This window comes from Streptomyces sp. NPDC002324, from assembly GCF_053593335.1.
Genome location: NZ_JBSFCF010000006.1, coordinates 68532 through 82193 on the forward strand (window position 1 = coordinate 68532; position 13662 = coordinate 82193).

Annotated in this window: 11 protein-coding genes; 5 read left to right on the top strand and 6 right to left on the bottom strand. The window is 72.7% G+C overall.

The window, feature by feature from the left end; genetic code table 11:
- Positions 1-245 precede the first annotated feature (245 nt).
- Both purU and ACWCRJ_RS10965 read right to left on the bottom strand, forming a co-directional pair.
- Positions 246-1127 (bottom strand): formyltetrahydrofolate deformylase, encoded by an 882-nt coding sequence (purU, locus tag ACWCRJ_RS10960; RefSeq protein WP_450938982.1) that lies wholly within the window; start codon positions 1125-1127, stop codon positions 246-248.
- A 104-nt stretch (positions 1128-1231) separates the two neighbouring features.
- Positions 1232-1732 (bottom strand): SCO4402 family protein, encoded by a 501-nt coding sequence (locus ACWCRJ_RS10965; RefSeq protein ID WP_028797063.1) that lies wholly within the window; start codon positions 1730-1732, stop codon positions 1232-1234.
- 128 nt (positions 1733-1860) lie between these two features.
- On the opposite strand from ACWCRJ_RS10965, the gene ACWCRJ_RS10970 reads away from it, so the two are divergent.
- Positions 1861-3165 carry an ABC transporter substrate-binding protein gene (locus tag ACWCRJ_RS10970; RefSeq protein ID WP_450938983.1) on the top strand — a complete coding sequence of 435 codons (1305 nt, stop codon included), beginning with the start codon at positions 1861-1863 and terminating at the stop codon, positions 3163-3165.
- Positions 3166-3300: 135 nt separating this feature from the next.
- Here ACWCRJ_RS10970 and ACWCRJ_RS10975 read toward each other — a convergent pair whose 3' ends face one another.
- Together ACWCRJ_RS10975 and ACWCRJ_RS10980 are read right to left on the bottom strand one after the other, a co-directional pair.
- Positions 3301-4944, bottom strand: a complete 1644-nt coding sequence (locus ACWCRJ_RS10975; RefSeq protein WP_450938984.1) for a hypothetical protein — start codon at positions 4942-4944, stop codon at positions 3301-3303.
- Between the two features lie 157 nt (positions 4945-5101).
- Entirely contained in the window at positions 5102-6484 is a 1383-nt protein-coding gene (locus ACWCRJ_RS10980; RefSeq protein WP_450938985.1) for a transcriptional regulator, read from the bottom strand.
- Positions 6485-6788: 304 nt separating this feature from the next.
- On the opposite strand from ACWCRJ_RS10980, the gene ACWCRJ_RS10985 reads away from it, so the two are divergent.
- Together ACWCRJ_RS10985 and ACWCRJ_RS10990 are read left to right on the top strand one after the other, a co-directional pair.
- A complete protein-coding gene (locus tag ACWCRJ_RS10985) occupies positions 6789-7472 on the top strand; it encodes a bifunctional DNA primase/polymerase (RefSeq protein ID WP_046914950.1) in 684 nt (227 codons plus the stop codon).
- Positions 7473-7636: 164 nt separating this feature from the next.
- Positions 7637-7924 (top strand): hypothetical protein, encoded by a 288-nt coding sequence (locus ACWCRJ_RS10990; protein ID WP_450939186.1) that lies wholly within the window; start codon positions 7637-7639, stop codon positions 7922-7924.
- Positions 7925-8027: 103 nt separating this feature from the next.
- Here ACWCRJ_RS10990 and ACWCRJ_RS10995 read toward each other — a convergent pair whose 3' ends face one another.
- On the bottom strand, positions 8028-8885 hold the full coding sequence (locus ACWCRJ_RS10995; protein WP_450939180.1) for an alpha/beta fold hydrolase: 858 nt from the start codon (positions 8883-8885) through the stop codon (positions 8028-8030).
- Between the two features lie 1333 nt (positions 8886-10218).
- Positions 10219-10911: a metal-dependent transcriptional regulator gene (locus ACWCRJ_RS11000; RefSeq protein WP_005486189.1), complete on the bottom strand. Its 693-nt coding sequence runs from the start codon at positions 10909-10911 to the stop codon at positions 10219-10221.
- A 292-nt stretch (positions 10912-11203) separates the two neighbouring features.
- Here ACWCRJ_RS11000 and ACWCRJ_RS11005 point away from each other — a divergent pair, with 292 nt between their 5' ends.
- A complete protein-coding gene (locus ACWCRJ_RS11005; protein WP_450938986.1) occupies positions 11204-11965 on the top strand; it encodes an SIS domain-containing protein in 762 nt (253 codons plus the stop codon).
- Positions 11966-12154: 189 nt separating this feature from the next.
- Complete coding sequence (locus ACWCRJ_RS11010) at positions 12155-13654, top strand: PAS domain-containing protein (protein WP_450938987.1); 1500 nt, start codon at positions 12155-12157, stop codon at positions 13652-13654.
- The last annotated feature ends 8 nt before the right edge of the window (positions 13655-13662 follow it).

Sequence of the window (13662 nt, forward strand, 5' to 3'; positions counted from 1 at the left end):
CGAGCCGAGACGACGGACTGGAACGGGCGCAGCCCATCCAGGGGCGCGGGGAACTGCGCGAGCAACCACCCACAACCCGCACCCGACGCGAGGCGAGGCGAGGCGAGGCGAGGCGAGGCGACGGACTGGAACGGGCGCAGCCCATCCAGGGGCGCGGGGAGCTGCGCGATCAGCCACGCACGACCCGCACCCGCCGGACCAACAGTCGCCCCCGACACCTGAGGCGCCCCCGTCCGGCGGAGCCCCTACGCGAAGACGACCGTCCGCCGCCCGTTCATCAGAATCCGCCGCTCCGCATGCCACTTGACCGCCCGCGCCAACGCCTGGCACTCCACGTCCCGCCCGACCGCGACCAGCCCCTCGGGCGTCACCCCGTGCCCCACCCGCTCGACCTCCTGCTCGATGATCGGCCCCTCGTCGAGGTCGGCGGTGACATAGTGCGCCGTCGCCCCGATCAGCTTCACACCCCGCGCGTGCGCCTGGTGGTACGGCTTCGCACCCTTGAAGCTCGGCAGGAAGGAGTGGTGGATGTTGATGATGCGACCGCTCAGCTGCTTGCAGAGGTCGTCGGAGAGGACCTGCATGTAGCGGGCCAGGACGACCAGCTCGACCTTCTCCTCGCGCACGATCTCCAGCACCCGCGCCTCGGCCTGCGCCTTGGTGTCCTTGGTCACCGGAATGTGGTGGAAGGGGATGTCGTACGACCCCACCAGCTCCGCGAAGTCGGTGTGGTTGGAGACGACGGCCGCGATCTCCACCGGCAGCGCCCCGATGCTGGCCCGGAAGAGCAGGTCGTTCAGGCAGTGGCCGAACTTGCTGACCATCAGGACGATGCGCATCTTCTCGTCGGCCCGGTTGATCTGCCAGTCCATCTGGAAGGAGTCACCGATCGCCGCGAAGCTGGCCCGCAGCTTCTCCACGTTCACCGGCGCCTCCGCCGAGAAGTGGACGCGCATGAAGAACAGTCCCGTGTCGTGGTCGCCGAACTGCTGGCTGTCCTCGATGTTGCCGCCGGTCATGAAGAGGTAGCTCGACACGGCGTGCACGATGCCCGGCTTGTCCGGGCAGGCGAGGGTGAGGACGTACTGGTCGGCGGGCGCCGCGGCTCGGGTGGACTGCGCGTTCATGCCCGACAGGGTCCCATATGGCGTACCCGGGTCGGCAACCGTCCCGAGGACCGGACCACCCGCCCGCCCCTCACCCGTCCCCCGCCCGCCCGCCCTTCCGGCCCCTACGCCGCCCGCGTCATGATCCGCAGCACCTCAAGGGTGCGCGGCGGCGTGTCCGGGTCCTCCCCGTCGCTCGCCGAGAGGCGTACGTGGGCCTCGCGGGCGGCGCGGACCGCCTCGGGCCAGGCCTCGTGGTCGACGTAGGCGGAGACGGGCGCGTCCGGGCCGACCTGGTGCATGATCCGCAGCACGCGCAGCACGGCGGTGTCGACGAGGGCGGCCTCCTGGGCGTCACGGAAGATCGTGCCCACGTACTTCTCGGCGGACCAGTTGTCCAGCCAGGTGTCCTCGACCAGTCGGTACACGGCGTCGGTGACGTCCCCGTACCCGTCGACACCGGCCAGCCAGACATTCTGCTGGAACGCGGGGTCGGAGAGCATGTGCAGCGCGGAGCGCACATTGCTGCGCCAGCGCCACCACGGCATGTCGTTCAGTGGCATGTCGCCCATGGTGGATGAGCGACGCCCGCGACGGGAAGGGGTCTCCGGACCTTGGACGGTCATCGATCGTGCGTTCCTCTCTGCAACCACGCGAAAATACGATCGTAGCTCTTCGTAATTCACCTCCCGGTCACCTCACGTCGACCATCCGTCACACCCGGGTTGGCGATGTGACGGAATCGTGCGGAGCCATGACTGGTTCCCGGGCACGACGGACCCCTCTGTTCACAGACCTCCCCCTAGGGCTCGCCAAACGCCTGGTCAGGGCCACCACACTGGCGGCGTGTGCGTCACTCGTCGCCGGGTGCGGGGTCGTCCCCGGTACCACGGGGGGTACCGGGGACGACCCCGTCATCGTCATGACCTGGGCCCCGGAGAAGACGTCCGCCACCAACAAGCCCGGTATGCCCGCCATGGCGAAGGCGTACGCCCGCTGGGTCAACGCCACCGGCGGCATCAACGGCCGCGAACTGAAGATCCTGACCTGCAACGACCACAACGAGACCGTGACCGCCGCGAAGTGCGCCCGCCGCGCCGCCGACGAGAACGTTGTCGCGGTCGTCGGGTCCTACAGCCAGCACGGCCGTTCCTACCTCGCCCCGCTGGAGTCCGCGGGCATTCCGTACATCGGCGGCTACGGCGTCACCGACGACGAGTTCGCCAGCGCGCTGTCCTACCCGGTCAACGGCGGCCAGGCCTCCCTCATGGCGGGCCTCGGCGAGCAGCTGGCCAAGGCGTGCGGCCCGGTCGCCCTCGTACGCCCCGACTCGATCGCCGGCGACCAGCTGCCGCTGCTGCTGGACTCGGGGCTGCGTTCCGGGGGCCATCAGGGATCCGAGGACCAGCTGGCGGCCGAGGACGCGACCGAGTACGGCGGGCACGCCCGGGAGGCCCTGCGGCGGGCCGCCGCCGATCCGGCCGCGGAGGGCTGTGTGGTCCCGGCGCTCGGCGACCGCACCTTCACCTTCATGGACTCCTTCCGCCGGGACCGCGGGGACTACCCGTCCGTCCGCACCGGGACCGTCCTCGGCAGCGTCGACCAGACGGTGATCGACGCGACCGGTGGCAGGTCGGGGCCGTACGAGGGGGCGTACGTCACCGGCTGGTACCCGGTGGAGACCGACAAGCGGTGGGACCGGATGAAGCAGGTGATCCGGGAGCACGCGTTCGACGACAACCGGATCGACCCGGCGGACCCGGGTGTGCAGACCACGTGGATCGCGTACAGCGTCCTGCGGGCCGCCCTGCGGAAGATCGGTGACAGCGAGGTGACCGCCCAGGCGGTCCGCCGCGTCCTCGACGACGGCCTGACCGTCACCACGGGCGGCCTCACCCCACCTCTGAGCTGGCGCTTCGAAGACCTCATCGCCTCCGCGGGCTTCCCCCGCCTCATCAACCCGGAAGTCACCTTCCAGGTGGTCCGCAAGGGCCAACTGGTCGCCGCCCGCCGGGACTTCGTGAACGTGGAGAAGACACTGGTGGAGGCGGACAGCTGAGCGAACCGGGCGGCGCCGGGACGGGGCGCCGGCCGACGGGGGCTCCGGCCGGCACGCTGCGGCTCCGACTCCGGCTCCAGCTGCGACTGCGTCCGGCTCCGACTGCGGCCGCAGAGCCGCAGCCGCGCCGCTTCGCTAGAGCTGGACCGCCTGGCGCGTGGTCAGGCCGTACGTCGTGGCGATGGTGTTCCAGAGTTTGGCGGCCTTGGCCTTCTCCGCGCTGGCGGTGCCGCTGGCCGCGTTACCGGCCTGGGTCTGGCCGGTGGAGCGCGCCTGGCCCTTCTTGCAGCCCTTCCTGCCGGCGCTCTGGTCGGCCCACGCGGCGTAGTGGTTGTCGGCGGAGGCGGAGGCCTGCCAGGCCTTGGTGAGCGAGGCGGTCAGGGCCTCGTGGTCGGGCAGCTTGTCGACGGACAGTCCACCGAGCCGGGTCACCAGCTCGTTGCGCTGCTTCGCCGCGTCCCGCAGATCGGTGGCGGCCTGCCCCAGGTTCGTGCAGGTCTTGATGTTCGCGACCGCCTTGATCACGCTGTTCCGGCTGTTGCCGCTGTCCGCCAGCAGCTTGTCCAGCGCGACCGCCTGCTCCTTCGCCGGATCGGCCGCCGCGGACTCCGACTCCTCGGGCGCCCCGGTCGCCGCCACGGGCTTGTTGTCGCTCGGCGAGTCCTTGTCCCCCGATCCGGCCATCAGCGCACCCGCACCGATGCCGAGCACGGCGATCCCCACCCCGACGAGCGCGATGAGCGGCACCCGGGACTTCGTACGGCCGCCCCCGCCGCCCCCGCTGTCCCGTCTCGCGCCGGCCCGCCCGGCGTGACCGTGACCGCCATGACCGCCATGACCAGGGGCCCCTCCCGGGCCCTGCGGCGGCTGCGGGGCGGCCGTGTGGTCGATCTTCGGCATCTGCTGCGTGGCCCCGGCGGCACCCTCCGCCGCCGCGTCGCTGCGGAAGAGGCTGTCGAACACGTCCGGCTGCTGCTGGGGCGGGCGCGGCCGCCGCTGCCCCGGCGCACCGTACGGCTGCGGCTGGGCCGGCGCCTGCGCGGCCACCGGCGGTATGAACTGCGTCGGCTGGGCGTCCGGGTTCCCGGCGGGCGCCGTGTGCGGGGGCTGCCCGGCGTGGCCGACGGGCGGCAGCGGCCCGGCACCCTGGTCCGGCACCCGCCCGAGGTACGCCGTCGCGTCGGCCGACGCCTCCGGCGGCAGCGCGCCCGGCCCGACCGGCGGCAGGAACTGCGTGGCCGCCTCCGCGGCGGGCGGCTGCGCGGCCACCGGTGGTATGTACTGCGTCGCCCCCTCGTCCATGGGCATGGCCCCGGTCGCCGGCACGTAGGGGATGTACTGGGTGGCCCCCTCGTCCACGGGTGCCTGCGGCGGGGCCGACTCACCCGCGACCGGCGGCAGCGGCGTACCCGAGCCCGTCCCGCCGTATCCCCCGAGGCCGTACTCCGGCCCCGGGGAGCCCTCGGGCGGCAGCGGCGTCCCGCCCTGGGTGCCGTACGCGGCCTGGGCCCCGTACGGGTCGTAGGGGTCGTGCGCGCCCTGGCCGCCCCACTCCGGAGCGGGCGGCGCGGACGGCGCGCTGTTCCAGTGGCCGGCGGGGGCCGCGGCCTCCTCGGAGCCCCACTGCCGCTGCTGGTCCCACGGCTGGGCCGGGGCAGGCGGCAGCGGCGCCGGCGGCAGATCGCCCGGATGGAGCGGCGCCCCACCGTCCGAGGGCAGCACGATGCCTTCGCGCGCGGTCCGCGCCGAGGGCTCCTCGCCCTGTCCACTCTGCGTCACCGAGACTCCTACGAATGGGGGACTTGCGGAATCGTCGACTCACGCTACCGGTTCCGGATGACGGCCCACGCACCACCCGCGCCCCGACGAGGGGGCGAAGCCACCCTCAGGGGCGCGGGAACCGCGTGAGCAACCCCAGTACCCCACCCGGGACGCTCTACGCCGCCTGCAAGTCCATCCGCGCCCCGAACTCCCTGACCACCGCCTCCTCCCGGAACGGCTCCAGCCGCTGCTGGAAGTCGTCCAGATACTCGGCCCCGCGGTTCGACCGCAGCGATCCCAGCAGCTCCACGGCCTTCATGCCCGTGTGACAGGCCTGCTCGACCTCGCGCTGCTGCACCTGCGCCGTGGCGAGCAGGACGTATCCGATGGCCCGCCGGCGGGCCCGTGACTCCGGATGCCGGGCCAGGGACTCCTCGGCCCGCCGGGCCGCCGCCTCCGCCTGCCCCAGATCCCGGTGGCAGTGCGCCAACTCGTCGGCGAGATAGGCCTCGTCGAAGTGCCTGATCCACACCGGGTCGTCCCCGGCCGAGGGATCCGCGCCCTCCAACGCCTCCACCGCACGCCCCGCCGCGGCCTGCGCGGCGCGCGCGTCGCCCATCAGCGCGTGCCCGCGCGCCTCCGCCGCGTGGAACATCGACTCCGCGCGCGGCGTGACCCGCCCGCGCGCCCCCTCCTGCGCCGCGCGCGCCAACTGCGCGATCTCCCGCGGGTTCCCGAGCTGCGCGGCGAGGTGGCTCATGGACGCGGCGAGGACGTAACCGCCGTACGCGCGGTCGCCCGCGGCCTGGGCGAGGCGGAGCGCCTGGATGTAGTACCGCTGGGCGAGGCCCGGCTGCCCGGTGTCGACGGCCATGTACCCGGCGAGTTCGGTCAGTCGGGCGACCGAGGCGAACAACTCCCGTCCCACCGCCTCCCGGTAGGAGCCGGCCAGCAGCCCCGAGACGACGCTGTTCAGGTAGTGCACGACGACCGGCCGCACATGACCGCTGCCGTACTGGTGGTCGAGGTCGACGAGCGCCTGGGTCATCGCGCGCACGGCGTCCACGTCGGCCGACCCCACGCGGGGTCCCGCCGTGCGGGCGACCTGGGAGTCCGGCGACGAGATCAGCCAGTCCCTGCTGGGCTCGACGAGGGCGGAGGCGGCGACGGACGAGCCGGAGAGGAAGTCCCGCCGCCCCACGTCGCTGCGCCACAGCTCGCAGACCTGCTCGATCGCCCCCAGCACCGTCGGCGAGAACTGCAGGCCGACGCCGGACGCGAGGTTCTTGCCGTTGGCCATGCCGATCTCGTCGATCGTGACCGTGCGGCCCAGTTTGCGGCCGAGGGCCTCGGCGATGATCGCGGGCGCCCGGCCCCTCGGCTGCTGTCCCCGCAACCAGCGGGCCACGGACGTCTTGTCGTAGCGGAGATCTAGGCCGTGCTCCGCGCCGCACATGTTGACCCGCCGGGCCAGCCCGGCGTTGGAACAGCCCGCTTCCTGGATGAGCGCCTGCAGTCGTTCGTTCGGCTGCCTGGCGACGAGCGGCCTTGCGGCCATGGCGTACCCCCTGTGGCTGTGGTGCCCTGCCCACGCACCGAGTTGACGTGTCCTCAGCGGCCGACTCCTCTCGCATACGTGTACCCACATATCGAAAGGTTCCGGCCTCGAAGATCAATGCCCCGCCGACATACCGAAGATGCGAGACATACCAGGATTGCCGGGGTAAACACGGATGCTGTACCCCACACGTGGCTACCCGGCTCACTCCGTGATCCCGCCCGCGCGCCCCCGGCCGTGCGCCCATGCGCCCCGGCCCGATCGGCGATGCTCTCCCCCGCGCATGTGACTTCCGTAACCCCTGATGACCGCTAGAGTTGTGTTCATCGTGGAAGAGACCATCGCGGGCCCTGAAGCTGCCCACATCCCGAAGCAGCGTGGCGAATCGCTGCTGGACACCGCCGTTCGCTACACCGAAGATCGCCACTGGGACGTGTTCCCCGGTACATGGCTGGAAGCCGTCGACGGGGTGCAGCAGTGCTCCTGCGGCAGCGCGGTGTGCGCCGCCCCCGGCGCGCACCCGGCGCGCGAGGACTGGGCGACCCAGGCGACAGGCAGTGCGACCGCCGCACGCCGTCTGTGGTCGGAGCAGCCCACCGCGTCGATCCTTCTGCCGACCGGCCACACGTTCGACACGATCGACGTTCCCGAGACCGCCGGCCTGCTGGCGCTGGCCCGCATGGAACGCATGGAGCTGACCCTCGGCCCGGTGACCTGGACGCCGGACCGCCGGATGCACTTCTTCGTGCTGCCGGGCGCCTCCGTCAAGGTCCCCGATCTCGTACGGAAGTTGGGCTGGTCGCCGCTGGCGCTCGACCTCAGGGCCCTGGGCGAGGGCGAGTACGTGGCGGCTCCGCCGACGCGGTACGGGTCGCGGGGGGCCGTGCAGTGGGCCCGGCGCCCCACGCCGGCCAACCGCTGGCTGCCGGACGCCGAGGAACTGATCTCACCGCTCGCCTACGCGTGCGGGCGGGACGGGCGTCGCTGACCCCCTCCGCTCTCGCGGGACCGTTTCCCTAGGGTTCGTCACTACAGGTGTACGGCCCGGGACTTGGCGACGCATTCGTTCCACACCCACCTGCACCGGTCCCACTCCGCCACCAGCGCGGCACGAGCAGCGGACGACACGCGCAGCCGGTACGCGTAACGGGCTTGCCCGGCCTCCCCGGCCGGGACACCGTGCCGTCCCGAACCCCGCGAAGGACCATACGTACGACAGCCGCACAAACGCCCCCCGATCCCGCAGCCACCACCCCCGGCAGCGGTGACCCGCCGTCCCCGCCGGCCAACCGGCCCGACCCGGACGGCGGCCTCGCCGACACCGGCGCCGGCCTGCCGGTGGGCCTGCTCTCGGGCCTCGCGGCGGCGGTCGTCGCGGCGGGCGGGGCGCTGGTGTGGTGGATGCGCCGACGGAGGACGGCGCCGGGTGCGCGGCCGTAGGGCATGAGCAAGGCCGTTCGGCATGAGGCATGACGGACGAGGGAGGGCCCCGCAGCGATGCGGGGCCCTCCCTCCGTGTCGGGAATCAGTCCGAGGTCGGGAATCAGTCCGAGAAGGTGTCCAGGAACGGCTCTATCGCCGCGCGCCACGCGTCCGGCTGGTCGTAGTGGACGAGGTGGCCTGCGTCGGCGACCTCGGCGTACTGGCCGTGGGGCAGCACGCGGACCATCTCCTGGGACTCGGCGCGGCCCAGTTCGCCGTCGAGGCCGCGGACGACGAGGGCGGGGCAGCGGACCTGGGTCAGCTCCTCCCAGTGCGCGTCGTACACCCACGTCTCGCGGGTCTTCAGCATCTGCTCGGGGTCGAAGACGGGCCGCCAGCCGTCCGGACCCTCGTGCATGACCTCGGCGTAGAACTCGCCGCGGGACGGGCTGGGGCGCTCCACCCAGGGATCGTCCTCGCCGAACCACTTGCGGACGTCGGCGAGGGTGGCGAAGGGCAGCGGCCAGGCCTTGAACCAGTTCTCCCACTCGCGCTGCGAGGCGGCGCCCAGCGCCGAGGCCCGCATGTCGCAGATGATCAGGCCGCGCACCAGGTCCGGGCGGCGGGCGGCCAGCTGCCAGGCGGTCAGGGCGCCCATGGCGTGGCCGATGAGGACGACCGGGCCGAGGCCCAGCTGTTCGACGGCTGCCTCGGCGTCCTCGACGTAGGCCTCCCGGGTGTACGCGGCCTGCTCGGACTTCGCGCTCTGGCCGTGACCGCGCTGGTCGAGTGCGACGGCGCGGTGCCGTTCGGAGAGCCAGCGGGCGGTGGGGGCCCAGTGGGAGGCGCGGCCCATGAGGCCGTGCAGTAACAGCACCCCTGGCCGGGGCTCGTGTTCACCGGACTTGGGCGGTTCGTCGAACTCCCAGGCGGCGAGACTCACGCCGTCCGCTCCCGTCACGTCGATGCGCCGCACCATTGGCACCCCCCAGACTCCCGCCCGGACCACTCGCTCCCGCCTCGTGTACCCACTTCGAGCCGGTTGGTCCACTCGTCCCAACTGCTGTCGTACCGCTGTTCCGCTGCTGCTCCTACTGCTTCCCCGTCGCATCCGCCGTCGCTCCAGCCGCCGTCACCCCGTGCGTGCCGCTCGGACGACCCGCCCGTGTGTTACAGCGTGCATACCGGCTGACACGTTACGTGTGGGGTGCGCGCGGCGGTCAGGGCGCGTGTCGCGCATCGCCACACCATCTACGCTATCGAATGAACATTCGAAGATGCCGCCCCTGGCGACAACACCCCTCGTTCGAGTGACCTCCCTCGGGGATTGCCCGGCGCCGCCGAGGGGAGATCTTCAACGGGAGGCGGACCGCTCGGGGAAAACGGTCCGAGGGGACTGACCCTGGGAGCTCGGGGCTCCGGGTCAGCACAGGGGAGGACAGGCCCCGGCGCCACACGGCGCCGGGGCCCTCCTCACGTCCACGGCACATCACGCCCCGCCCCCTCCCCTACCACCGGAGATCCGCCGTCTCGGGCGGCCAAGAGCCCCTCAGGTCATATGCCTCACGCGCAAGCCTCGCATGCGAACGGTTCGCGCGCTGCGATTCGGCGCACTGAATCTTCGACGGGGCAAGATCCCGGACACGAACCTCGGCCTCCCACAACTTCCCCTTCCGCACCGGGAGTTGGTGGCCGATACGGACATCCGCCGACACGCACGGAACAACGGCCGACACGAGCCGACAGGTACCGCCATCGACGGCCGGAATCGGCCAGTACCGACACCCGCGGTGGCCGACGGCGCGGTGTGCGGCGCTCGCCGACGGGGTGCGGGTGGGTGCCATCCGTCGGGGAGCGAGGCGGGCGGCGCGACATGGCTCGCGGGCGCGGCAGGGCGGGTGGCGCCACCAGAACGACGGCCGGAACCGGCCGATGGCGTCGTCGGCCCATGCGGAGCGCGGCACGGCCGGTGGCGGGCAGGCGCCCTGCGCTGCTCGCGGGCGCGGCAGGGCTCGCGGTGTCACCGACGCGGACCCGCCGACGGCCGGACCGGGCGGCGGAGCGGTGTCGGCCGGTGCGGTGCTCGGCGGCATCGGTGCCGCCGATGCCGGCGGCGGGGTGGGCGGACCGGTGCGGCTCACAGGAGGGCGAGCGGGGTTCCCCGGCGCCCGAGTCCGTCGGCGGCGGCGCGGTAGGCGGGTGGTGGCGCCGACGCCGGTACTGCGGCCGGGGCCGGGCCGGTACCGGCCGCAGTACCGGCGTCGGGGTCGGGGTGGTGCGGGGGTCGGGGTCGGGGGTGTCGGGTGGGACGTTCAGCGTTTGGCGACGAACACGTGGGAGGCGACGTCCGCCTCCAGCTCCGCCGCCTCGCCGCCGCTGCCCACGAGGACACCGCCGGCCGCCTCCGTCACGCTCACCACGGAACCGGGCTGCACGCCCGCGCGGCGCAGCGTGTACATCAGCTGGGCGTCCGTCTGGATGGGCTCGCCGATCCGGCGTACGACCACGGTCTTGCCCTCCGTGCCCGGGTCGAGGTCGGCGAGCGACACCATGCCCTCGTCCAGGAAGGGGTCCGCGCCGTCCTTCTCGCCCAGCTCCTCCAGGCCCGGAATCGGGTTGCCGTACGGCGACTCGGTGGGGTGGCGCAGCAGTTCCAGGACGCGGCGCTCGACCGCCTCGCTCATCACGTGCTCCCAGCGACACGCCTCCGCGTGCACCTGCTCCCACTCCAGGCCGATCACGTCGACGAGCAGACACTCCGCGAGGCGGTGCTTGCGCATCACGCGCGTGGCCAGCCGGCGACCCTCCTCGGTCAGCTCCAGGTGGCGGTCCGCGGCGACGGCCACCAGGCCGTCGCGCTCCATGCGCGCGACCGTCTGGCTCACCGTCGGGCCGCTCTGGTCGAGCCGCTCGGCGATCCGGGCGCGCATGGGGACCACACCTTCCTCCTCCAGCTCGAGGATGGTGCGGAGATACATCTCCGTCGTATCGATCAGTCCGGACATACGTGCCCCTCGATGAGATCCAGCCGGAGGCTTCGACGGCCGTACCGGCGTGCTGCGGCTTGCTGCGCTGGCCCTGGACCCAATTCTTACGCATCCGACCGACAACCGGGTGGTGCCGGGGGAACGACGGCGGTATGACTCGCGCCGGGTGGCCGATTTGTGACCTTGCGCCCCTTTCCCGGTGGGCGGCGGGGGCCACCGCCCACCCGCGGCCGTATTGACACCCCACTGGTCCAGACCTTTAACGTGATCCGCGACACTCGGGACTCGCAGAAGGTGAAGGGGTCGGCGCATGGGACTGGACGGCGGCACGGCGGGTGGGCGGTTCCTCGACGCGGCGATCGGGCTGCTGGAGCGGGTTCGGGACGAGGAGGGGGAGCAGGTCGTCGCGGCCGGCGAGATGATCGCGGACACCGTGGTCGAGGGCGGCCGCCTCTTCGCGTTCGGGGCCGGGCACTCCTCCCTCGCCGCCCAGGACCTCGTCTACCGGGCCGGCGGCCTCGCCCTGATGAACCTGCTGGCCGTCCCCGGCACGCTCGGCGTCGACGTACTGCCCGCCACGCTCGGGTCGGCGCTGGAACGGGTCGACGGACTGGCCACCGCCGTCCTCGACCACAGCCCGCTGCGCGCCGGTGACCTGCTCGTCGTCATCTCGCTCTCCGGCCGCAACGCCCTGCCCGTGGAGATGGCCGCACATGCCAGGGACCGCGGGGTGAAGGTCATCGGCCTCACCTCCGTCGCCTACGCCACGGCGACGACTTCACGCCACTCCTCCGGCACCTTCCTCAAGGACCACTGCGACCTCGTCCTCGACTCGAAGATCGCGGTCGGCGACGCCGAACTCACCCTCGACACCATCCCCGCCCCCTTCGCCCCGGCCTCCACCGTCGTCACCTCCGCAATCCTCCAGTCGGTCATGGCCACCGCCGCCGCCTCCCTCGCGGACCGGGGCGTCGAACCGCCCCTGCTCCGCTCCGGGAACGTCGACGGCGGCCTCGACTGGAACGACCGCATCATGCGGGAGTACGGCGATCGCATCTTCTACCTGCGCTGACTGAGCACCCGGGTTCGTGGGAACGTTGAGAAGGGTGAGGAGGAAATCCGGCGTACAACGATTTCGTCCACATCTTGCGTGAAGCAGATGTGGGCTGGGTCACGTTCGAGTTGAATGATGGCCAGTGAGCGAACCGACGCGCCGTACATGCCGTACACGCGGACGCAACGCAGCCTGCAGGGGGTTCAGGTGAGTGCTTCCCGGCGTCGTGGGACCACCGACGCGCTCGGACCCGACGAGCCCGAGCGGACCGGTCCGACGGACGAGAACACGAAGGACGCCAACGACACCAAGGACACCGACGACATCGAGGGCACGGTGAACACCGAGGACACCGAAGACACCGGGGGATTCACGGACTCCGGTGGCTCGGATCTCCTCGCCGCCCTGCTGGACGGCATGGACGCCGCCCTCTGCGCCTTCGACGCCGACGGCGTCGTCACCCACTGGAACCGCGAGGCCGAACGCATCCTCGGCTGGAGCGCTCAGGAGGCGGTGGGCCGCCGCGGGTTCGCCGGATGGGCCGTACGGACCGCCGACGCCGAGGAGGTCGAGGGGCGGCTGATGGCCGCCATGCACGCCTCCGGCCGGCAGGTCCACGAGTTCGCCCTGGTCACCAAGGACGGCGGACGCGTCCTCGTACGCACCCAGTCCGCCGCCGTACGCGGCCCCGACGGCAAGCCCGCCGGGCTGTACTGCGCCTTCAGCGAGGTCCACGCCCAGATCGACCTGGAGCGGTCCATCGCCCTCAGCGAGGCCCTCTTCGAGGACGCCTCCTGGGGCGTCGTCCTCGTCGACGCCGACCTGCGCCCGGCCGTCGTCAACGCCCACGCGGCCCGCTCCCTCGGCATCGGCCGCACGGCCGTCCTCGGGCGCCCCCTCGGCGAACTGCTCGCCCAGGGCGTCGAGGAACTGGAGAGCGCCCTCACCCACGTCCTCGCCGAGGGCGCCCCGCCCGCGCCCGCCGAGATCTGGGTGGGCGTGCGCACCCCCGACGGCGAGAAGCGCAGGTGCTGGCGCAGCGGCTTCCTGCGTCTCGCCTCGCCGCTGGCCGAGGAACCCGTTCCGCTGGGCGTCGGCTGGCTCTTCCAGGACATCACCGAGTCCAAGCAGACCGAGCAGGAGGCCGGGCAGCTCCGCTTCCGCGTCAACCAGCTCCACCGGGCCGCCCGCGCCGCCGCCGAGTGCGAGGACCCCGGCGAGGCCGCCACCGTCCACCTCGACTTCGCCCTCGCCGGCTTCGCCGACCACGCCCTCATCGACCGCGTCTCCGGCGGCTCCCTCACCGACGGCGAAGGCCCCGCCCGCCTCGTCCGCGCCGCCGCCACGCCCACCGGCCGGCCGGGCCCCAGCCACCTCGCGGGCCACGCCGGCATCCCGGTCCGCTACGGCCCGGGCCACCCCGCCCTCCAGTGCGTCGACCGGGCCGGTTCGGTCCGCGCCAGCGCCGGTACGGCCGGCCCGGAAGCGGCCCGCGAGTGGGCCACCGGGCGCCAGTGGCCCCCGGAGACCGTGCACGCCCTCTGCGCCGTCCTGCGCAGCCGCGGCCGCACCCTCGGCGTGGTCACCTTCCTGCGCACCGCCGGCCGCACCCCCTTCGAACGCGGCGACGCGGTCTACGCCGAGGACGTCGCCGTCCACATCGCCGCGGCCCTGGACCTGGAGGCCCTGGAGCGGTCCTCGGAGTAGCGCGGTGG